The organism is Shewanella gelidimarina (genome assembly GCF_023283945.1).
Lineage (GTDB): Bacteria > Pseudomonadota > Gammaproteobacteria > Enterobacterales > Shewanellaceae > Shewanella > Shewanella gelidimarina.
Genome location: NZ_JAKIKW010000002.1, coordinates 316778 through 339972, shown reverse-complemented (window position 1 = coordinate 339972; position 23195 = coordinate 316778). Strand labels below are relative to the sequence as shown.

The window sequence follows — 23195 nt, the reverse complement described above, 5'->3', positions numbered from 1 at the left end:
TTAACTCCTAAGAAACATATTGTATGGCAACCTATTTGGGTTGCCATTTTTTTTGCCCGCTTTTACTCGATACTTTTTTACTTGATACTATTTTACTTGAGAATTAATCGCGGTTCTTATCCTGGTTAACAAAGCTCAAACAATAGAATTTAAGATAAAAGAAGCATATAGACTTTATGTTGAGTTTAAGCCGAGAGAAAGAAGTGAAATAAATGCGATAAAACTCCCTCATTTGGGAACTAAATTGAAATAAAGGACTCTGACTATATGAACCGATTCTGGTTAAGTGAATTTCATCAGTTGGCTTAACTTTTAGTTTCATTGTTCATCATCATTCCCTTGGGCACTCCTGTTGAGGTTTGCCATTGGAGTTAACAGTCTCGCTAGCGCACTGACTTGTTTAACTCCTAAGAAACATATTGTATGGCAACCCATTTGGGTTGCCATTTTTTTTGCCCGCTTTCTCATTATCACCAATAAGCAACACTCTAGCTATGAACGATAATTTAAGATAAAAGAAGCACATAGACTTTATGTTGAGTTTAAACTGAGAGAAAGAAGTGAAATAAAATGCAATAAAGCGCCCTCATTTGGGAACTAAATTGAAATAGAGGACTCTGATTATATGAACCGATTCTGGTTAAGTGAATTTCATCAGTTGGCTTAGCTTTTAGTTTCATTGTTCATCATCATTCCCTTGGGCACTCCTGTTGAGGTTTGCCATTGGAGTTAACAGTTTCGCTAGCGCACTGACTTGTTTAACTCCTAAGAAACATATTGTATGGCAACCTATTTGGGTTGCCATTTTTTTTGCCCGCTTTTACTCGATACTTTTTTACTTGATACTATTTTACTTGAGACTTAATCGCGGTTCTTATCCTGGTTAACAAAGCTCAAACAATAGAATTTAAGATAAAAGAAGCACATAGACTTTATGTTGAGTTTAAGCCGAGAGAAAGAAGTGAAATAAATGCGATAAAACTCCCTCATTTGGGAACTAAATTGAAATAAAGGACTCTGACTATATGAACCGATTCTCGTTAAGTGAATTTCATCAGTTGGCTTAACTTTTAGTTTCATTGTTCATCATCATTCCCTTGGGCACTCCTGTTGAGGTCTGCCATTGGAGTTAACGGTTTCGCTAGCGCACTGACTTGTTAACTCTTAAGAAACATATTTTATGGCAACCTATTTGGGTTGCCATTTTTTTTGCCCGCTTTTACTCGATACTTTTTTACTTGATACTATTTTACTTGAGACTTAATCGCGGTTCATATCCTGGTTAACAAAGCTCAAACAATAGAATTTAAGATAAAAGAAGCACATAGACTTTATGTTGAGTTTAAGCTGAGAGACAGAAGTGAAATAAAATGCAATAAAGCGCCCTCATTTGGGAACTAAATTGAAATAGAGGACTCTGACTATGTGAACCGATTCTCGTTAAGTGAATTTCATCAGTTGGCTTAGCTTTTAGTTTCATTGTTCATCATCATTCCCTTGGGCACTCCTGTTGAGGTCTGCCATTGGAGTTAACGGTTTCGCTAGCGCACTGACTTGTTAACTCTTAAGAAACATATTTTATGGCAATCCATTTGGATTGCCATTTTTTTTTCCTATTAAAGAACGCCCTCAAGCTGAATATCTAGCATCACTGCTATTGACGGATGATAACCATCACGCGCTAGCGCGTAGATATTTTTAATCTCAGCCACAAATCCCGCTTTGAGTAATTCAGCATAGAGAGGCTTAACAAGTTTACCCCGGCCGATTTTAACGAGGTAGTCACTTACCGCTGGCAGTACCGCTGTATAGCCGTTGCGAATAGCGACCTTATACCAATCACATGCGATCTCTGCATTAGTCGAAACCGTCAATGAAAAGACGTTATCAAGATCGCTCAGTTGCGTGTGTGTCATCACCAACGGTAGGTTAGCCAAAAAGTACTGCCAATGGTGTACTAACCAGCCAAGGGTATTTAACTCTGTCGCAAGACAACCCGATGTGAATGCAGCGAGTGCAACGTTCACTTTGTCTAGGCTATTTGAGGTGGGCGCGGTAAACCATTCCGGCATACCTTCGCCGTAAATCCAACCCAATAACTCAGCTTTAGTGATTGTATCTGCATGCTCAACCAATAAGGTCTTTTTAGCATACTCGACAAAGGTTTCTGTCGTTATCGCTTCAAAAGCAAACGCTTGCACATAATTATAAAGAAATGTATCAAAAGACTCACGACCGAGCCTTTTCTCTAAGTCGTGTACAAACATCGATGCTTTGTCATAAGTGAAGCGATTGAAGGCTTCGTTTGGATCTTGGTTTTGCATATTGGCAGGTAAAGTTTGTGCCTGCATTGGAGTCGACTCAATGGCTTCTTTTAGTCGGCCGTACTCAAGCACAACTTCAAGTTCAGCTAATTCTTTACCAAAGACTTTTTCGACGATACGGTTAGTGAAGTATGTGGTGAAGCCCTCGTTTAGCCATAAGTCACGCCAAGTCGCATTACTGACCAGATTACCGGTCCAAGAGTGCGCTAACTCATGAGCAACGGTAGACACTAGGCTCTTATCACCAGCGATTAACGTTGGCGTCATAAAAGCGAGTCGTGGATTCTCCATTCCACCAAATGGGAAACTGGGTGGCAGAACGAGCATGTCATAACGGCCCCAAGGATAGGGGCCAAGCAAAGACTCTGCCACTTCAACCATGCTTTCAGTGTCTTCAAATTCTGCGATTGCCGATTCGACAACCTCAGGCTCGGCATACACTCCGGTACGTGCTCCTAATCGACCAAAAGCCAGATCACCAACGGCGATGGCAAGCAGATGAGTTGGCATCGCTTTTTCCATGGTAAAGCTAAAACAACCATCAAGCGCTGCGGTGGCATCATTCATGGCGCTCATGACTGCTCGCATGCCCTTAGGTGCATTGATCACCGCATCAAAGGTAATTCTAGCCTTAGGTGTATCTTGGAGTGGTATCCAGCTACGGGCATTAATTGGCTGCGATTGACTAAAAAGAAACGGCTGTTGCTTGCCGCTTGTTTGAGCGGGCGTTAGCCACTGCAAACCTTGCGCCTCTGGAGAGGTAGCATAATGTATTTTGACACTGCTGACAGACGAGTCTAATTTGACGCATAAGCGTTGACCTAAGATCTCATCTTCCTTGTCGATGGCGTATTCTAAGTGTTGATCTGTGCCTGAGGTCACATTGAAAATAGTGAGATCACGCAGGTCGAGCATCAACTCACGCGCATCTTTATTTAAAAATGTAAGGTCAAGCTCCACCAGACCAGTCAGTTTTCTCGAGGCAAAGTCCACATCTAACATCAATGATAAATGCTTAACACAAACTTGATCTGTATTGGCGAATGAATGGTAGTCACGGCTATTATCCCACGGCTCTAACACGGCACATCCTTTTTAGTCACTGAATTTATGAGGCTATTTTAGCCATCGTTCATCGATATTGATGAGATTGACTTGAATAAGTTTAAATGAAACACTTGTGGATATTGTATGCAACTATAAAAATAAGAGAAACCCTCCATGAAAAATAAATATCTTAATATTACTTTATTGCTCAGTCCTCTACTTATAGCACCGCAGCTTACTGCTGCCGAGTCGGCCCAAGACCTTAATACTGTACTCAGCCAAAATTATGCCTGTAGTGACACTATCATAATTCGTTCTCAAGCATTAACGTCACAACAAATTGAGTCTGCATGCTTATTACTGCAAACACAGGAAGCTAAGTTTCACCTTTTGTTCGGCACATTGAATAAGCCTGTAACCAACGATAACAACCACAGTATGCGGGCCAATGTTTACCATTCCAGAGAAGACTATATAGCCAATGTGACCGCTCACTTTGATGTTCCTAGTGATAACGGCGGCATGTACCTAGAGGGCTTTCCTTGGGTAGATGGTAATCAAGCAGAGTTTGTTGCCTATGAAAAAAAGGGACAGGTTTGGAATCTCGCTCATGAATATGTGCATTACCTCGATGGCCGCTTTAACCTATACGGCGATTTTTGTGCATCATTGCATGACTCACATAGCGCACCAGAATACTGCCCAAAACCCGCTCCTTTGTATCCTCATACTGTTTGGTGGAGCGAAGGCATTGCCGAATACATCTCTCTTGGGGATGACAACCCAAAGGCCATCAAGGTCATAGGCGATAAAAACTTAGTCTTAAGTGATTTGTTTAATACCAGTTATGAGAGTAATGGCGGCGGCGATAGAGTGTACCGTTGGGGCTATCTCGCGGTACGCTTTATGATTGAGAACCATAAAAACAAAATTGATGAGATGCTGACTTTTACGCGCAAAGGCGATTACCCAAGATATCAAGCATTAGTGAATCAATGGGGAACCAGTATGGATGCTGAGTTTCAAGTGTGGTTAACAGACCTAACAGTCAAAAACTAATCACGATTACCGTTTATATCACCATCAAAAAAGGCCTCTTATGAGGCCTTTTTGGGTCTATCTTGCTAGATTAGCGTTTAAAGACGGATACCGGCTTTCTCTAAATCTTTAGCAATAACGCTTCTTGGAAGTGCAACATAACCGTCTTTCTCTACGATTTGCTGCCCTTGCATTGACAATACATAGCGGATGAACTCACGATCCATTGGCGCAAGTGCTTTGTTAGGATGCTTGTTCACATAAACATATAAGTAACGTGATAGTGGGTACTTACCGCTTGCCGCATTTTCAGATGAAGCAGCGATGTAATTGGTGCCTTTCTTAGAAATCGCAACCGCTTTTACGCCCGCAGTTTTATAACCGATACCAGAGTAGCCAATCGCATTTAGTGATTGAGATACCGACTGAACGACTGAAGCAGAACCGGGTTGCTCATTGACGTTAGCTTTGAAGTCGCCTTTACAAAGCGCTTTCTTTTTGAAGTAACCGTAAGTACCTGATACTGAGTTACGACCATATAATTGTACGTCACGTGCAGACCAGCTGCCCGTTAGGCCAACATCACCCCAACGCTTAACATCATCACCGCCACACTTTTTAGTAGAAGAGAAGATACCGTCGATCTGCTCCATGCTCATGCCTTTGATTGGGTTATCTTTATGCACAAACACTGCTAACGCATCGATGGCAACACGAATCGCAGTTGGCTGGTAGCCGTAATGCTTTTCGAATGCTTCAACTTCATTTGGCTTCATCTTACGGCTCATAGGGCCGAACTGAGAAGTACCTTCAGTCAATGCTGGCGGCGCAGTAGAAGAACCCGCTGCTTGAATTTGAATATTCACGTTAGGGTACAGTTGTTTAAAATCTTCAGCCCATAACGTCATCATGTTAGCCAAAGTATCTGAACCAACAGACGATAAGTTACCAGACACACCACTTGTTTTTTCATAAGTTGGTAAAGACTGGTCGATTGCAGCCATTGATGCTGCAGAAAATACAGTCGCTGCAGTTAAGCTTACTGCGCCAACAAGTTGTTTCAATTTCATTCTTTGCTCCAGTGTTTAAATATCATGGTTTCTTAAAACGCTGTCAGTATTAACTTCTATGATGACAAGTCTATTACTAAAACGTGACACTTAAATGACAACGCGAGATATAGGTGGCGCGAATATAAAAAAACAGGCTAAGCGCCTGTTTTTATGTTATCTATTTTTAACCTCTCGCCATTATTCGGCTGAGGTTAGCGCCTCAGGGACCGTAAACTCAATCAGGTTGGGCGGAATAACAAAACTAAATGTACTGCCCTTACCTAACTGGCTTGATACCATAAGCTCGCTCTGGTGATGATTCAGCGCATGTTTCGTAATCGCAAGGCCTAAACCTGTACCGCCACTTTGTCTTGAGCGCGCACTATCAACCCGATAGAAGCGTTCCGTTAAGCGGCTAATATGTTGCGCTGCGATACCTTCGCCACTGTCACTCACACTAAATTGCCCACCAGAGGCTATCTTTCGCCAGCTAATATCGATAGTGCCACCAGCCTCTGTATAGCGAATCGCATTGGAGATAAGGTTAGTGCAAGCACTTCGTAGCTGTACCTCATTACCATACATATCAAGCCCAGGCTCACAATAAAGACTGACCTGATACTGATCTTGTGCTAACGCGAGCGCCTCGTCATGCAGTATGTCCATCATCGATGACATGTTCACTTTAACTTCGAGGTTTACATCCCCGGCATCTTCAATTCTTGATAACGCGAGTAACTGCTCAACCATAGAGCGCATACGCGTGGTTTGCTGTTGCATCTGCTCCATCGCTTTAATATTGGGAGAGTCTGGCTCCGCCATGGACTGCATCATTTCCAAATAGCCCTGCAGTACCGTCAAAGGGGTCTTTAGTTCGTGTGACACATTTGCGACAAACTCTTTACGCATCCCCTCCAGTTGACGCACACGAGTAATATCTCGTGCAATCAGCAGTAATTGGCCAGAGCCATAGCCCATGATCCGAATCTCTAATAAGCGCCCTTCAGACAATGGGGACGCTAATTCTAAAGGCTCTTGGTATTCAGCATCTTTTAAGTAATTAGAAAAATCAGGATGGCGGATCAGGTTATCAATTCGCTGGCCATTATCTTGCGGCCAGACAAAACCTAATAACAGCTGCGCGAGTTTATTACACCAGAGTATATTGTGCTCAGCATCGAGCACGACGGCAGCATCAGGAAGTGCTTCAGCGCCCTGCCTGAAGCGGCCGAGTAGAAATGCGAGTTGAGATACGCGTTTACGGTTTTTTCCCTGTAAGCGATAGATACCGTTAAATACCCCTTCCCAACTACCGCTGCCGTTCGGCGGTGTTAAGCGGCGGTCATGCCACAGCCAATAGTTAAGCCGTGAAAGCTGACGGTAATTCCAAAACAGTAAACAGATACAACCGAGTAAAAGTATCCAAAAGACTTCACTAACCAGTAAACCAACCACTAAACAAAGCAGTAGATAGATCACCAATCGAGAAATTAGACGATACCCAGAATATGAATCAAACATAGACCGACCATATGGGAGAACTGAGCATAAGATAACGGAAAAGCTATCTTATGCCTATGAGATGTTTAACTAAAGTCTCGTTGAGAAACGGTAGCCAGCGCCACGAACAGTTTGAATAAGACGATCATGCCCAGATTCAGTCACCGCTTTGCGTAAACGCCTGATATGCACATCAACCGTTCTATCTTCAACATATACGTTGGTGCCCCAAACATTATCAAGCAGCTGTTCACGACTGTAAACACGCTCCGGGTGGGTCATAAAGAAATGTAATAAACGAAACTCTGTCGGGCCCATGTCTAATACTTGTTCACCGACGGTGACACGATGACTTACAGGGTCCAATTGTAAACCTTGCACATCGATGGGGTCTTCAAGACATGTTGGCGCAGCACGGCGCAATACGGCCTTAATGCGAGCAACTAGCTCTTTAGGAGAAAAAGGTTTAGTAATAAAGTCATCAGCGCCCACTTCAAGGCCCCTCACTTTATCTTCTTCTTCACCACGAGCCGTCAGCATGATAATTGGAATATGACGGGTAAATTCATCTTGGCGTAATCGCTTAGCTAATTGAATACCACTGCCACCTGGGAACATCCAATCAAGCAACACAAGATCGGGATAGGGCTCTGTTAACATATCCAGTGCTGAGTCGTAATCTTCAGCCGACGTTGTGGTAAAGCCATGTTGCTCTAACACGAAAGTTAGCATCTCGCGAATCGCCAACTCATCTTCAACTATCAGTATCCTTGCTGTCATAATCGATCTTCTGTCAGTGAATTTCTATGGGCCTATTATTGGTCAGTTTTATTACATTAATATTAAATGACATGACATTTTGCCATAATAAAGTAAATTATTGTCATAAAGCTAAACGATTTCGTTATCTTTAAGACACAAAAAGGAGGCCGAAGCCTCCTTTTCAAAAAACCTAAGCGTGACTTAGAACTTATGTTCTAGTCCAACACCAAAGTATTTGTCATCATTTTCAACTTTTTCATATGAACGATTAGTGTAAAAAGCAAATAGTTTTGTCGGTTTACCTAGTTTGTAATCACCGCCTAAAGACCATGAATCACCTTTATCTTCCATATCTTGATACTGTGCTTTTAATACCACTGCATCGATAGTATACGCTGCGCTAAAGAGGTAACCAGTTTTGCTTTCGCCGCCAACGGTTGGAGTACCGTCTTTCTCATAAGTCTCTTCTTGCTGCTGATACATACCGCCTAACTTAAAGCCAGCGATTTTACCTTGTACTGTCGCACGAACAACTTCGTAACCTTTTACATCTGAATCATAAGCTACAGAGGCATAAACCGGTGACTTTTTAAGTTTTGCATCACCGTACATAGCCGCAACACTGAATCCATCTTGAGCATACTGTGAACTAGCGCCTTCAGCAGCGTAAGTCACACCCATTTTAAAGCCACTGAAAGAAGGCGTTACATAAGTTGCTGTTTGTTCGATACGGTTTTCGCCTTTGAACAAGTTTTTCAAATCACCTGAAAGGTCATTGAACTGGTCAACTTTACCTTGAGAGACTTTAAGCATGGTGTCGTTACGACCAACAGAGAAAGCACCAAAGCTGCCTTTAAGACCCACAAATTGGTTACGTGCTTTGAAGTTTTCCTTAACGTCATCGCCTGTATCTACTTCATATTCTACGGTGTAGAAAGCTTCAAGGTCACTGCTGAGTTCGAAAGCACCTTTAACACCAAAACGAGAAGCATTAGATTGAATCGTAGTCGTGGCTTCATCATTTACATCATTAGACTGTGCAGTAACATTTAGCTTGCCGTAAACAGTTAATGGGTCTGCAGCGTGGGCAGAAGCAAGAGTGGCAGTCGCTAGAGCAGAAGCCAGTAGAGTTTTACAAAAAACGTTCATCATTTAATCCTTTCGACGTTTATGCGTCTTGGTTATTGGTTTGGACGAGCGTCATAATGAAGATAGTTTGTTGCATTTTTATTTCAGCAAATGCTAAATCGAATTGAAATTGTTTGATAAATGTTAACTCGACGAGGGCGAGCCCCTAGAATTGGGGCTTTCAGGAGCAAAAGGAGAAATATGACAGTTTGGTTAAATGTGACAAAGCTGCCGAATAAGAACATGCCTAGGCGGTTTACCAGAACCTGACAATGGCTTACACTGCGGCTTTAATTTTGACTGAGCATTTATCTATGTGGTTTAAAAATCTAACTGTATACCGCTTTAACAAGCCTTTCTCTGTTGACACTGAATCAATGGAAAAATCACTGGAAGACTTCACCTTCTCTCCATGCTCAAGCCAAGATGTCAGTAAGTTTGGTTTCTCTAATGCCCTCGGCAAGCATGGCGACACTTTGGTCCATACTGCTGCAGACAGACACCTTATCTGCGCGACTAAAGAGGAGAAAATTCTACCTGCTCAAGTGATTAAAGAAGCCTTAGAAGATAAAGTGGCTCTGCTTGAATCTGAAGATGGTCGCAAGCTTGCCAAAAAAGAAAAAGATTCGCTAAAAGATGAGATCATCATGACTCTTTTACCAAGAGCCTTTTCTCGTCGTAGCCAAATTCGCGCGCTTATATTGCCTGAAATCCAGATGGTTTTGGTCGACAGTTCAAGCGCAGCTAAATCAGAAGAGCTTATGGCTTTGCTTCGTAAGGCCATTGGCACTTTACCTATCATTCCAATCAGCTTTAAAACGCCAATTGAAACACAGTTAACAGAGTGGTTAAAAGAGGGTAAAACACCTGCCGCTTTCGAAATGCAAGATGAAGCCGAGTTAAAGAGTGATTCTGACGAGGGCGGCATTGTTCGCTTTAAGCAGCAAGATTTAACTGAAAATGAAGTATTAGCGCATATCGAAGTCGGTAAGCAAGTACATAAGCTAGCACTGCATTTTGGTCAATCCATCGCCTTTCTTCTTCAATCAGATGCTGCTATTAAGCGTCTTAAATTCTCTGAAGAGTTTAGAGCAGGCAATGATGATGTTGGTGATGAAGATCCGATGGCGCGTCTTGATGCCGATTTTGCCTTAATGAGTAGCGAGTTAATCGCCTTAGTTAATTCTGTCGTCGATTCCCTCGGTGGACTCGAAGACAGTATTTAAGTTAACGACTGATATTGCGGTAACAAAAAGGCGCCTAAGGCGCCTTTTTACTCTTTAAATATAGTTGCTATTACTCAGCAGTCTTTAATTTACCCTCTTTATCAAACGGCCAATCAATGCCCAACCAAGCTTTGAAAAAGGCTTTTTGAGAACGGCTCGGTTTTTCAACACTACTTATCGCCAATTTACCGCTCTGTTGTTCACCGAGCGTAAGCTCTATCTCTTTAAGCCTGTCATTACTAAACAGCGTTACGTTTATTTTGCCAGCCGCTTTAAAGTCCTTAATACGAGACTCAAACCCTGCGGCGGTAACTTTTAAGCCATTGATAGCCACAATTTCATCGCCAAGCACAATACCAGCGTTCCATGCGGGTCCATTACGCAGTACGCGTGAAAGCACTAAGCTATTAGATTCAAGTGTCACGCCAACAAAAGGTTCAGACTTTGCATCATCTCCATAACCCACCGTTAAACCTGCTTGGTCTAACAGAGTGTCGAAATCTAAACTAATAGGTGAGTTAACATGCTCCTGCCACCACTTTTCGTAGCTCGTTCCCGAGACATTTTTCAAAATGGCTTTTACATCGGCAATGTTATAGCCCGCTGGAATGCGGTGCGACTGATAGAGCTCACGATGCACGTCGCGATATGAACTATCCAGTTTGGTCTCCTCGAGTAAAGAGAAATCCAGTGCCAGCGAGGTTAAATAGCCTTCAGAGTATATGTTAGTACTATGGTTTACGGCATAATCTCCGCCGGTACTTGCCCATTGATTGGCACTAGCACTTGCAACAGACTGCACTTCTCGACCCGGGGTTTTCTCGCTTTGTGCAACACGCTTCGCCAAATCTTCGAAGAACTCCTTCGCGGTCATCACGCCAGCACGGAGTAACAATTGGCTTTGAAAGTAACTTGTTGAGCCCTCTGCTATCCAAAGTAGCTGAGTAATCCCCTCTTCCTGATAGTCATAGGGAACTAACCCTTCAGGACGGTATGCTTTTACATTCCAAGTATGAATAAACTCGTGCGAAGCCGTCTTTATAAAACCAAGATAGTCCTTACGATCACGATAACTAAAACGTGGACGTTGAATAATGGTCGAGTTCAAATGCTCGGTTGCACCACGAGCGCCACTAGTGGCATGCACCATATAAACGTAACGTTCGAAGGGATAATCATCCCAAATGGCCTCGGCTTGGCCGCTTAGTTTAGTTAAATCATCAACCATCTTGTCGATGTCGTAATTACCTTCACCCCAAATGACTAACTCATATTGCTTGCCATCTGCCTTAAACTCTCGGTATTCACTGATCCCGGTTTCGATAGGAGAGTCGACTAATATATCGTAATTAGCCGCCGTAAAGCTGTGGTTCGTTGGTCCACTATCCATACCAGAATAACTATTCCAAGCAGAAGGAACTGCTAGGCTGACATGGATAGGCTCATCCCTAAACTGCGGGCTATAAACAAAAGTGCCACTAGCATCGAGGAAAGCATGAGAAGCATCAATATGATTGACCCGTTGCCCAAGCTTATTGGCGTAGAGCTGATATGAAACCGTGACGGCTGTTGGTTTATCAAGTGCAACGGTCCACTCACCACTTGCCGTTCTGCTCCAAGGCAGTGTATCGCCAGCGGCGTCTTTTGCAGTGAAAAGTCGCACCGAATCAGCAAGTGGCAGCACTTCATATTTACCAGTACGCCAAACGGGTAAATTAACGACTAAGGCTGATGACTTTGTTGCAGGAAAAACCACCTCCACTTTGGCTAAGTGGTGCTGTGGATTTGATAAATCTATTGAGTAATCAACGTCTGCAATGGCTACTGGAGAAATTAATGCGCTAAAAGTTAAGATTAGGGGAACTACTGGTTTCACTCTCGCTTCCTTCTGTTATTATTGTTTTCATTAAGTCGAAAAGTATAACATTTGACTCGATTACACCAATTAAAATAACAAAAAGATATAGCTCTTGAACTTAAGCTTAGAGCAAGGAATGACCTACCCATGCGCAGTGTGTTGACCCTTTTATTGATTATATTGTTCAGTTGTATAAGCAACTGCGCTCATGCGATAGCCAGAAATGACGTTGATACAGAACATAAGTTTAGAGAATCTCCCAATAGTTTACGCCAATCAATCAATAATAATTTACCCACACTCCCAGATTTCACCAACAAAGAAGCGCTTAATCGTTATGCGATGAAAAATGGACTCTCGCTTGCCGAACTTAAATTTGAGCTGCAATTGTTAGCAAGACTATCGTTAGATTTATCAACCAAAAATGACGACCGTTACACAGTGGCTAGAACATTAATCGACCAATTAGAACTTGTTGCAGACAATGACTTTGATAAAAGTTATATCCTCATGCTTAACGGCCGCTATATAGGAAAAACTAAACAAGATTTCAAATCAGCTATCGCTTTTTATCAACAAGCAATCACAACACTTTCCGCCAACCAGAGTGTGAAAGTACAAGTATTACGGTTTACCCTGCATGAAAACATTGGTGTTATGCAGATGATGTTACGAGAAGACGAATCTGCACTCGCCCACCTCAAAAGCGCTCAAGCCGTTGCACTTGAGATTGCAGACCCCTACATGATCGCTCATGCAGAATCAGTGCTGGGGAAGTATTACTATAAAAAAGGTCAGTATGGAAAATCACTTTCGCATTACTCTGAAGCGATAAAACATACCAAGGCAGATGAAAACCCAACTCAAGATGCGCATATTCAAATGCAATTAGCACGGGTCTATCGTTCACTCAAATCTTGGGATGATGCCTTACGCTACGCCACCGCAGCCTCGGCGATTTACCAACGCCTCGGTAAAGAAGTTTATGTCGCCGCCAGCATGACGGTGATAGCAATGACCTATGGTGAACAAGAGCAATGGTATAAAGCGATTGATTACTACTTAAATGCCCAACAAATTGATGCCAAACTCGGCAATTATATAGGCCAAGCGCTCACGTTACATAATCTAGGTGAAGCCTATTTTAAAATTGGGGATACCAAAACATCCATTTCTAATCTACTACGTGCAAGCGCCATTTTTAGCTCTCGTAATAGCGATCACTATTTAGTTTATAATCATCTTTTACTCGCCGAGGTGTTTAACAGTATCTCCGATTGGGAGCCTGGACTAAAGTACGCCGAATCAGCGACTCGCATAGCAGAACAAATGAAGCTTGATGATGAACTTATACAAGCCCTTACGTTAAGTTCAGCCGCGCAACAGCACCTTGGGCAGTTTGAAAAGGCTTATCACAATATTAACAAGATCCTTAATTTGCGTTCCAAAGACGGCAATGAGGTCAACGATGACCAGCAAGTTAAGCTATTATTTCAATTACAAACGGCAAAACTTGAACTTAACCAAAAAGATAACGATTTACAGAGAGAAGAAGGCTTGCTATCAACTAATCGATTAATGTTGATTTTCTGTTTATTGGCACTCGCGTTAACATCAATTATGTCTATTTATCTGTGGCGAATTAAGAACAATTTAACAGCGAAATGCACTAAATTGGTACAAATCAGCAGTTTGAATCCATTCACTAAAACAAGCAATTATTCTGCTTATATTCAAGATTTTACTTATTACAGCAATACATTTAAAACACTCGCCTTAATATCGTTAACAGATCAGCTAAATTCAGATCTGGCCCAAGGTTATTCATGTAATGCAAAAATGAATAAGCAACAGATAGACTCACTGTCCGGCGCTTTAAATTGCCAAGTCTACATTATTCGACCAGGGCTTTTTCTCTTGAGCTTTGACATAAAAGTTGCCCCCGACACACTACTGAGCAACATAAAAAGCGCTTTAAATGATAACTATGGTGATACTTGTTTGCACATGGGGCTGCTTAGCCTGCCTTTGCTCGCCGATCCAGCACTCAAAATTTCAGCTCAGCAGCACTTCGGTACGTTACAGATGATGCTGTCGGCGGCGATCACCTTAGGTAACCAACAAAATTACTATGTCACTCTAAAGCCGCTCAATTTTGCATCTTCAGGTATCTTTGAACCGCCGCTATATCTCAATATTGAAAAAAGCATTATCCGTGGCATCATCAAAATAGAGACCAACGGCATCAAGGGTGATATTGTTTGGCCAAGGTGGAAGAGCCATCAAAATGTCGATTTGACCGCCGAGTTGAGCTAACACCAAAATGAATCTCATATTCGGCTGATGTTAATTTTGCTTTAGGCTAACTGCAGTTAAAGTCAGTACTAAAGTCATCGTCTCTTTTGTACGTGTTGATAAAGGAAAATCTAAATAAATGAAGGATGCCGTCGCCAGCACGTCACAGCTAAGCGTATTACAGCAAAAGCTCTATTCAGCAAGGCAAGCCCTTGATGATATGAGTGAAGACCAAAATAAAAAGCTTCAGCTCCTTCTGCAGTTTATTGGCCAGCTAAGCTTAGCGTGCAAAGGCCAGAACATTGAATTAGACAACAAACTCGCTAAACTTCGGCATAAATTAAGTCGCTTTAGTCAGATTGATAACGCCATAACGGACCTAAACGACGTTGAAGGCGTATTAAAGCAACAATATCACCGCGTCATGTTGCAGCTTGAAGAGAGTCGTAACTCGTTATCTAATATCGTCAGCCAAATTCAACGAATTGAGTCTCTGCCAGCAAAACTTAAGAAAGAGATCTCCTATTTCAAAAAAGAGCTCGTAAAACCATTTCATACCTATTGGGATTACATTCCAAAAGTAGAAAAAATTGTCCAGTTCTACGATGAAATCCTTAACGAGCAGCTCCGTCTTGGCGAACAATTTGAAGTGTTACCAAGACATCGTCAATCAGCCCATGAGCTGGCACTGATGCTATCGGAAATAGAGTTTAGAAAAGAGCAACGAGAACAAATTTCGTCGATCAAGCTGTCATTAACTGAAGACTTTGAACTCGACACCTTATTAAACGCTTATCAAGTTGTACTTAGCCTATTACTCGATAATATCGCGAAAGAAAAAACGGCATCGCAAGAGTTTTTATACATACTCAACGGTGCATTAAGTAATGTTCGCGAGGTAGTAACAGACTCTTACACCCATTCAGTAAAAAGCTTTCAAGTGGCTAAAAAACTGAACGGTGAGATCAGTAATCAAGTCGATAATATTGACGAGTCGGTTGCTGAAACTAATGATATCGATCACCTAAAAACACAAGTAACAGAGCAACTATTAGCATTACGAACCGCGCTCAGCCGTAAAGAGGCATTAGAGAACAGAGAGCAGATCCAATTACGACAATCTGTTGAAGCGCTGCGCCGCGAGCTAAACGAGCTAAGTAAAGAAACCGAAACCTATAAAAAGCGCTTGTTTGAGCAGCAGAAGCTGAATCTGCTCGACTCACTCACTCAACTGCCCAACCGTGCAGCACTTGAAGAACGCATGGACATTGAGTATCGTAATTACAAACGCACTCAACAACGACTATGGGTCGCTGTTGCCGATATAGATCACTTCAAAACAATCAACGATAGTTTTGGCCACAGCACGGGTGATAAAACACTGCAAGTGATTGCTATGGCGCTAAAAAGCTCTTTAAGAGAGACTGAATTTGTTGCCCGTTACGGGGGTGAGGAATTCGTATTTTTACTCCCGGATATTGGTGAGAATGACATTAAGCCTTTACTTGACCGAGTAAGAGAAAAAGTAAAAAGTATTCCTTTTAAGTTTAAAAATCAGAGAATTACAGTTACAGTATCTATAGGCGCTGCACAAATTATTGAAAATGAGCTCATCAGCGAAACCTTTGAACGAGCTGACGCTGCGCTGTATAAAGCTAAACATGAAAGCAGAGATAGAGTCATTATTGACTCATAAACTGTCCTCGGCGAGAGGTATTTTTATCGCCATTTTTCTTTAAAGGACAGTTAATCTATCACTGCTAAGGAGCTGCTATGATAGTGAAAATTAGTCCCCGAGGAAGCTTAGATCAGCTTTCACAACTCGAAGTCGACAGACTCAAACAGAACGCCAAAAGTGAGCTTTACCAGCTCTACCGCAGTTGCTCGCTTGCAGTGTTAGCCTCTGGCTTGCAAAGCGACAATGCGGAAAGTCTTTTCAATCAGTTCAGCGATTTTAATATTAATGTCTTAAGGCGAGAGCGCGGCATTAAAATTGAATTGACCAATCCGCCACAAGAAGCCTTTGTCGATGGCGAAATCATCTCAGGTATACAAGAGCACCTATTTTCAGTGCTACGCGATATCGTCTATATCTATGATAAATACGACAACCTAAAGCACATCAACTTAACCAACGCGAGTCACATCACTAACGTGGTTTTTGACATTTTACGTAATGCCCGCACAATGCCGATGCTCGACCCCAATATTGTTGTCTGTTGGGGAGGACATAGCATCAATCCGATTGAATACCAATATACCCGTGAAGTGGGCTATGAGCTTGGATTACGTAAGTTAGATATTTGTACAGGTTGTGGCCCTGGTGCAATGGAAGGCCCGATGAAAGGCGCTGCCATTGGCCATGCAAAGCAAAGAGTAAACCACGCTCGATACATAGGTCTTACAGAGCCGAGTATTATTGCTGCTGAACCCCCAAATCAAATCGTCAACGAGTTGGTCATTCTGCCTGACATTGAAAAACGGCTCGAAGCGTTTGTTAGGCTGGGGCACGGGATCATTATTTTTCCTGGCGGAGCGGGTACCGCAGAAGAGCTGCTCTATTTACTGGGCATTTTGCTCAATAAACATAATCAAGATATCCCCTTCCCACTCGTGTTAACAGGGCCAAAAGAGAGTGAAGAATATTTCTTACGCATTGATGAATTTATTGCGGCAACGCTAGGACCCGAAGCACAAAGTAAGTATCAAATTGTGATTGATGATCCATCGAAGGTTGCTCGCATTCAAAAAGAAGCCATGGAGAAAATTAAGATTTTCCGTAAAGATAACGGCGACTCCTATCAATATCAATGGTCTTTGAAAATCGAACCTGAATTTCAACTGCCTTTTGAACCGACGCATGAAATGATGAGTAATTTAGATTTACACGACCAATCGAACAAAGCAGAACTGGCAGCAAATTTGAGAAAGGCTTTTTCAGGTATTGTTGCCGGTAATGTCAAAATGGAAACGATCAAGATAATTGATCAACGCGGTCCCTTTGAAATTAAAGGGGATCCAAAACTCATGGCGTTAATGGATAATCTACTTAACGCTTTTGTTTCACAACAACGAATGAAGTTACCGGGAAGTGCTTATATTCCCTGTTATAAAATAATGAAATGAATAAATTTTTAATTATAGATGGTATGAACTTAGTGCGGCGGATCCACGCCGCTCAACCCAACGAATCAGATATCAACGGCCTAAAAGAGCGCGTTAATGGCGCCTGTAAAAAGCTAGTAAAGTATCACCAGCCAACTCACGTAGCGATAGTATGGGACGGTAATGCATTATCATGGCGCAAAGCGCTATACGAAGGCTATAAAAAGGGCCGTAAGCCAATGCCTGAAGCATTGTCCAACGGTCTTGCCGATATAAAAGCGTTTCTTGCGGAACATAACATCGCCTCACTTGATGCTAAATCGGAGGCAGATGATGTGATTGCCACCCTGGCGACTAAGCTCGTTAGCATTGGCGGCGAAGCCATTATAGTGTCGACAGACAAAGGTTTTTGCCAATTAAATCATCCCAATATCAAGCAATGGGATCACTTCAATCAAACATACATGACGGTTGAAGCCATGGAACAAAAGCTCGGAGTCGAGCACAAGCAATTTATTGATTATCTGGCGCTTGCGGGTGACAGTGGCAATAAAATTCCTGGAGTGCCAGGTATTGGGCCTAAGTCCGCCGTTGAGTTGCTAAAGATATTTCGTTCACTGGCTAATATATATAGCTCAATCGAACAGGTTGGCACTAAACAAGCGAAAAAGCTTGAAGACGGCAAAGAGATGGCCCGACTAAGCTATAAACTAGTGCAACTTCAATTAGATATGCCATTAAATGCAAACCTAAAGCAATTTAGACTGCCGAAAACTAATTAGCTAAAACTTACAACTGTTAACAAAAAGTTACCTTATTAGCATTTACGCCCATTACTTTGCATAGTATCGTATTACGTTATTGGAATTGCCTATCAAGGAACCCGAGTACAGATGAAATCCAAAGTCCCCGTAATCATTGGATCTATTTTTGTTGCCTACATTGCCTTTGTTGCGGTCATTATGGTGTCTTATGACCCAACTCCAGATGAAATGGATTGGGAAGATAGGCAAGCTTACAATAGAGCTAAAATGACAGAGATCACTATCGGACAAAGTATTGCTGAAGTTAAAAGCATCTTTGGTAAAGCTGATTTTAGTGAAGCTAAAATCTCTAATGAGCAGAATCTACAGATCTTATTTTACCGCACTCAACATAAAGAGTCAGACGGTGAAACAACCAAAGATGAGTGTACTCCTCTACTGTTTAAGCAAGGACAGCTTGTTGCTTGGGGTGAAGAGACTTACCAGCAATATCTGACCAGCCAAGTAGATAGTTTATAAAATCGTTTTAATACATCACGACTGCAAGAATATCATCGGCAAGTTCCTTTCGGAACTTGCCGATGTGATAATGAGTCCTTAATAGAGAGCCTTAAAGGTAAGGTTTAACAATATTAGCCATCATGTGAATATGGTCATCATTATCATTAAGTGCTGCAATATACCTAAACTGCTCCCCTCCCGCGTCCTTAAATATGTGTTTATTCTCTCCCGCGATCTCTTCCAGCGTTTCAAGGCAATCAGCACTAAAAGCCGGACATACTACCGCGATATCTGTAACGCCTTTAGCGGGTAAAGACGCCATAGTGGCATCAGTATATGGCGTTAGCCATTTAGCCTTACCAAATCGCGATTGGAACGTCGTAATGTACTGATCTTCAGTCAAGCCGAGCTTTTCGACTAACAACTTGCTGGTAACCATACAAAAACAGTAGTAAGGGTCGCCAAGATGAAGATTACGTTCAGGCATGCCATGGTAAGACAAGACGAGCTTTTGCGGTTGACCGTTAAGCTCAAAGTCACGAGTTATAGAAGCTGCTAACGCATCAATAAAGTCAGGGTTGTCATGGTAGGTATTAATAAAGTGCAACGCTGGCAAGTAGCGCCAAGTCATCAGCTCTTTAGCTATAGCATCAAAAGCAGATGCCGTGGTTGGCGCAGCATACTGTGGGTATAGCGGCAACACCACCAACTTATCTACGCCGTCTTTATGCATTTGTTGTAATGTTGTCGATACCGAAGGTTGTCCATAACGCATGCAGAACTGCACCGAGACATCTTCGCCAGCTTGCTCAAAATACTGAGACAATTTTTGTGTTTGACGTTTAGTGATATCCATCAATGGTGAACCATCTTTGGTCCAAACCTGTTGGTATAAAGCGGCTGACTTAGCAGGCCTTACACGCAAAATAATACCATGCAGAATAATCATCCAAACCAATCTTGGGATCTCCACCACTCGAGGATCAGCTAAAAACTCTGCTAAGTAACGTCTTACTGCTGAAGCTGTTGGCTCATCAGGTGTTCCTAGGTTCATTAACAACACACCCGTTTTTCCGCGCTTCTTATGACCTACATCCTTGGTTAATCCTGAAAACTTTGCCAAGAGAACTCCTTAAACCTTGATTGTGAAAATGTGAATAGACGATATTACTGACTGGGGGCTGTTGACCTTTCACGGTTGTTTTTGCCGCTGTTTATTGGCTATTTTAACAAGGCGGAGGCTATGTCGTTTAGTCATTCTCGACAAATAGCCTACAACACCGTAAAAATAGCCAAGAAGCGCGGCCCTTAGGGTTCGTTTCAATGCTGTTATTTTTTTTACTACAAGCGTGCGTTACGAGCTTATTTAACACGCTTAAATATCATCGCTCAAGCCTTGTACTAAAATCATTATTCCTTATGGTAAAAAATCGAACAAAAACTAAGCTCGAAAGTTCAACAGCCCTTAATATTTTGCCCTTGGAACAGCGGTTATACCCGATTGAGTAACTAGTACGTTCAAGCCAACTTATAGATCAGTGTTTTGCATAAAAAAGCTGCTAATACAAACTATTGCCAGCTTAATCTTAGACAAACGTTAATGAGGTAAAAAACTCAAACCCTATCAATTAATCTAGGTTGAGTGTTACGCCATCCATTGAGCTTGAGCTGGTTGTATCCGAACTTTGCAACTTAATCATTAAGCGTAAGTCATTGGGTGAATCAGCATGATGCAGTGCATCAGCATAGCTAATTTCACCATCACTATAGAGCTTCAACAATGCCTGGTCGAACGTCTGCATGCCCTGCTCATTCGACTTGGACATGGTATCCTTTAATAAGTGCAGCTCATTCTTAGCAATCAAACTGGCCACTCGCGGCGTGTTAATGAGTACCTCAATCGCAGCTCGGCGGCCGGAACCATCACTCTTAGGCACGAGTTGCTGGGCAACAATTCCGCGTAAATTAAGCGACAAATCGAACAACAATTGATGATGTTTGCTCTCTGGTACCAAGTGCATAATACGGTCGAGGGCTTGGTTAGCATTGTTGGCGTGCAATGTTGCCATACACAAGTGACCGGTTTCGGCAAAGGACAATGCAAATTCCATTGTTTCTTGACTACGGATCTCGCCAATCAAAATAACATCTGGCGCTTGGCGTAATGAGCTCTTAAGCGCCGCGTCAAACGATTCGGTATCGATGCCAACTTCACGTTGAGTGATAATACTTTTGCGGTGATCGTGAACAAATTCAACCGGATCTTCAATGGTTAAGATATGCCCGCGAGCATGGGCATTTCGATAACCGACAAGCGCGGCGAGAGACGTTGACTTACCGGTACCCGTTCCACCAACCATAATCACTAAGCCACGCTTACCCATAACCAAATCTTTTAGAATTGGCGGTAACATTAAGTCATCCATGTCAGGAATTTGTGTCTCAATACGACGCATGACACAACCCGGAGCTTCTCTTTGCCAAAAGGCGCTAACACGAAAGCGGCCTAGATCTTTAACAGCGAAAGCGAAGTTACACTCGCGAGATTGATGAAACTCCCCTTTTTGCACATCAGTCATTAATGACTCAACAAAATCTAATGCCTGCGCCGGACTAAATTTGTTCTCGCTCAATGGACGTAATTCGCCATCAATTTTTGCACTGGGTGGAAAGCCTGCCGTAATGAACAGATCTGACGCTTTACGCTCAGTCATTGCCTTTAAAAAGGGACGCACATCCATAAGTATTTATCCGTTTAAAAATTGGTTTGCTTGTTTGAACTCTTGAGCATGGCATCTTCACGGGTGATTTGACCGCGATTAACCAAATTCTGTAAACACTGATCCAGTGTTTGCATACCATGTGCCATGCCGGTTTGAATCGCTGAGTACATTTGTGCCACTTTATCTTCGCGGATCAAGTTACGAATTGCCGGCGTCCCCATCATAATCTCATGAGCTGCCACACGGCCACCACCGACTTTTTTAATCAAAGTCTGAGAAATAACGGCTTGCAGTGATTCCGATAACATCGTCCTCACCATGCCTTTTTCTCCCTCTGGGAACACATCTACCACACGGTCAATCGTTTTAGCGGCAGAGGTGGTATGCAAGGTACCAAATACAAGGTGACCGGTTTCAGCGGCGGTCATCGCCAGTCTGATCGTTTCAAGATCTCGCATCTCACCCACTAAAATAACATCCGGATCTTCACGTAATGCACTGCGCAACGCTGCATTAAAACTGTGAGTATGACGATGCACCTCACGTTGGTTAATCAAGCATTGCTTGTTTTGATGCACAAATTCTATTGGGTCTTCAATCGTCAATATGTGGTCGTGGCGATTTTCATTCACGTAATCAACCATCGCTGCCAGCGTTGTACTCTTACCAGAGCCCGTTGGGCCTGTAACCAATACCAGTCCTCGAGGGAAATTCGATATTTGTTTGAAGATTTCAGGCGCGCCAAGTTGCTCAAGACTTAAGATATCGCTGGGGATGGTGCGGAATACTGCCGCTGAACCACGAGACTGATTAAACGCATTAACACGAAAGCGTGCAAGACCTGGGACTTCGAACGAGAAATCTATCTCAAGATGCTCTTCATAATCTTTTCGCTGCTTATCATTCATTATATCGTACACAAGACTGTGAACACCTTGATGGTCTAAAGCAGGAAGATTGATCTTCCTTACTTCACCATCAACACGGATCATAGGAGAAACCCCCGCAGAAAGGTGTAGATCTGATGCATTGTGCTTTACACTAAAGGCAAGTAATTCTGTGATTTCCATAGTTTGGGATATCCATTCAACCAAAAATATACAACATGACAACAATAACAGACAGACTAGCGCTCGCCCAGCACAGGATTAATCAGGCAGCACAAAATTCATCACGAAATCCTACAGATGTGCAGCTGTTAGCCGTGAGTAAAACCAAACCTAATAGCCAAATAATCGAGGCCTATGCTGCAGGCCAAAGACGCTTTGGTGAAAACTACGTGCAGGAAGGGGAAGCGAAGGTCAATAGCCTAAGCACGGATTGCCCCGACATAGAGTGGCACTTCATCGGCCCCTTACAATCCAATAAAACAAAAGTGGTCGCGAGTTTATTTGATTGGATGCATACCGTTGAGCGCGAAAAAATTGCGATCCGGTTAAATGAGCAGCGTCCGGCAAAGATGTCTGCGTTAAATGTCTGTATTCAGGTCAATATCAGTCAAGAGCCAAATAAGTCAGGCGTTAGCGGATCTGACGTATTCTCCCTTGCTGAACAGATCAACGCCTTACCCAATTTGAACTTACGCGGATTAATGGCGATACCGTCTGCCAATGTCGACACTAGTACCGCAACATCGGAACTCGCAGCATTAGAAAAACTATATGCATTATTGTCAGAACGATACCCAAGTGTAGATACCTTGTCAGTCGGCATGAGTAACGATTTGGAATTAGCGGTGGCTCACGGCTCAACCATGGTAAGAATTGGTAGTGCTATTTTTGGTGCTCGTGATTATCCAAAAACGGATTAAAAGCCAGACACAATAAATGAATTTTATTTAATGCACTAAAACTTGGTTTTGACATGTTTGAC

17 protein-coding genes are annotated in these 23195 nt (G+C 42.5%); 8 read left to right on the top strand and 9 right to left on the bottom strand.

The features are described from left to right. Positions 1 to 1616: 1616 nt before the first annotated feature. The gene (locus L2729_RS03375) at positions 1617 to 3407 is read right to left on the bottom strand and encodes a M1 family metallopeptidase (protein WP_248986975.1); all 1791 of its coding nucleotides are present in this window, start codon (positions 3405 to 3407) and stop codon (positions 1617 to 1619) included. Positions 3408 to 3545: 138 nt separating this feature from the next. On the opposite strand from L2729_RS03375, the gene L2729_RS03370 reads away from it, so the two are divergent. Further along, positions 3546 to 4430, top strand: coding sequence for a collagenase (locus L2729_RS03370; protein ID WP_248986974.1), 885 nt, complete (start codon positions 3546 to 3548; stop codon positions 4428 to 4430). A 77-nt stretch (positions 4431 to 4507) separates the two neighbouring features. On the opposite strand, the gene L2729_RS03365 is transcribed toward L2729_RS03370, so the two are convergent. The 4 genes from L2729_RS03365 to L2729_RS03350 form a co-directional block, all read right to left on the bottom strand. Then, positions 4508 to 5479 carry a PstS family phosphate ABC transporter substrate-binding protein gene (locus tag L2729_RS03365; protein ID WP_248986973.1) on the bottom strand — a complete coding sequence of 324 codons (972 nt, stop codon included), beginning with the start codon at positions 5477 to 5479 and terminating at the stop codon, positions 4508 to 4510. 180 nt (positions 5480 to 5659) lie between these two features. After that, on the bottom strand, positions 5660 to 6982 hold the full coding sequence (gene phoR / locus L2729_RS03360) for a phosphate regulon sensor histidine kinase PhoR (RefSeq protein WP_248986972.1): 1323 nt from the start codon (positions 6980 to 6982) through the stop codon (positions 5660 to 5662). A 69-nt stretch (positions 6983 to 7051) separates the two neighbouring features. Next, positions 7052 to 7741, bottom strand: coding sequence for a phosphate regulon transcriptional regulator PhoB (gene phoB / locus L2729_RS03355; protein ID WP_101090388.1), 690 nt, complete (start codon positions 7739 to 7741; stop codon positions 7052 to 7054). A gap of 183 nt (positions 7742 to 7924) precedes the next feature. After that, entirely contained in the window at positions 7925 to 8875 is a 951-nt protein-coding gene (locus tag L2729_RS03350; protein WP_248986971.1) for a porin, read from the bottom strand. A 290-nt stretch (positions 8876 to 9165) separates the two neighbouring features. On the opposite strand from L2729_RS03350, the gene rdgC reads away from it, so the two are divergent. Continuing rightward, positions 9166 to 10077 carry a recombination-associated protein RdgC gene (gene rdgC, locus L2729_RS03345; RefSeq protein ID WP_248986970.1) on the top strand — a complete coding sequence of 304 codons (912 nt, stop codon included), beginning with the start codon at positions 9166 to 9168 and terminating at the stop codon, positions 10075 to 10077. 70 nt (positions 10078 to 10147) lie between these two features. Here the strand turns inward: rdgC and L2729_RS03340 are convergent, their stop codons facing one another. After that, positions 10148 to 11953: a M61 family metallopeptidase gene (locus L2729_RS03340; RefSeq protein WP_248986969.1), complete on the bottom strand. Its 1806-nt coding sequence runs from the start codon at positions 11951 to 11953 to the stop codon at positions 10148 to 10150. Positions 11954 to 12082: 129 nt separating this feature from the next. On the opposite strand from L2729_RS03340, the gene L2729_RS03335 reads away from it, so the two are divergent. From L2729_RS03335 to L2729_RS03315, 5 genes are all read left to right on the top strand, one after another. After that, positions 12083 to 14251 carry a tetratricopeptide repeat protein gene (locus L2729_RS03335; protein WP_248986968.1) on the top strand — a complete coding sequence of 723 codons (2169 nt, stop codon included), beginning with the start codon at positions 12083 to 12085 and terminating at the stop codon, positions 14249 to 14251. 118 nt (positions 14252 to 14369) lie between these two features. Beyond that, positions 14370 to 15926, top strand: a complete 1557-nt coding sequence (locus tag L2729_RS03330; protein ID WP_248986967.1) for a GGDEF domain-containing protein — start codon at positions 14370 to 14372, stop codon at positions 15924 to 15926. Between the two features lie 77 nt (positions 15927 to 16003). Then, a complete protein-coding gene (gene ppnN, locus L2729_RS03325) occupies positions 16004 to 17356 on the top strand; it encodes a nucleotide 5'-monophosphate nucleosidase PpnN (RefSeq protein WP_248986966.1) in 1353 nt (450 codons plus the stop codon). Continuing rightward, the gene (gene xni, locus L2729_RS03320) at positions 17353 to 18117 is read left to right on the top strand and encodes a flap endonuclease Xni (RefSeq protein ID WP_248986965.1); all 765 of its coding nucleotides are present in this window, start codon (positions 17353 to 17355) and stop codon (positions 18115 to 18117) included. Before ppnN ends, xni begins: the two co-directional genes overlap by 4 nt. A gap of 111 nt (positions 18118 to 18228) precedes the next feature. Beyond that, entirely contained in the window at positions 18229 to 18618 is a 390-nt protein-coding gene (locus L2729_RS03315) for a DUF3192 domain-containing protein (RefSeq protein WP_248986964.1), read from the top strand. A 91-nt stretch (positions 18619 to 18709) separates the two neighbouring features. Here L2729_RS03315 and hemH read toward each other — a convergent pair whose 3' ends face one another. The 3 genes from hemH to L2729_RS03300 all read right to left on the bottom strand — a co-directional run bounded on the left by hemH (position 18710) and on the right by L2729_RS03300 (position 22393). Next, complete coding sequence (hemH, locus tag L2729_RS03310) at positions 18710 to 19723, bottom strand: ferrochelatase (RefSeq protein ID WP_248986963.1); 1014 nt, start codon at positions 19721 to 19723, stop codon at positions 18710 to 18712. A 505-nt stretch (positions 19724 to 20228) separates the two neighbouring features. After that, positions 20229 to 21341 carry a PilT/PilU family type 4a pilus ATPase gene (locus L2729_RS03305; protein WP_248986962.1) on the bottom strand — a complete coding sequence of 371 codons (1113 nt, stop codon included), beginning with the start codon at positions 21339 to 21341 and terminating at the stop codon, positions 20229 to 20231. Between the two features lie 14 nt (positions 21342 to 21355). Continuing rightward, the gene (locus L2729_RS03300; RefSeq protein WP_248986961.1) at positions 21356 to 22393 is read right to left on the bottom strand and encodes a type IV pilus twitching motility protein PilT; all 1038 of its coding nucleotides are present in this window, start codon (positions 22391 to 22393) and stop codon (positions 21356 to 21358) included. A 35-nt stretch (positions 22394 to 22428) separates the two neighbouring features. On the opposite strand from L2729_RS03300, the gene L2729_RS03295 reads away from it, so the two are divergent. Next, complete coding sequence (locus L2729_RS03295) at positions 22429 to 23133, top strand: YggS family pyridoxal phosphate-dependent enzyme (RefSeq protein ID WP_248986960.1); 705 nt, start codon at positions 22429 to 22431, stop codon at positions 23131 to 23133. Positions 23134 to 23195 lie beyond the last annotated feature (62 nt).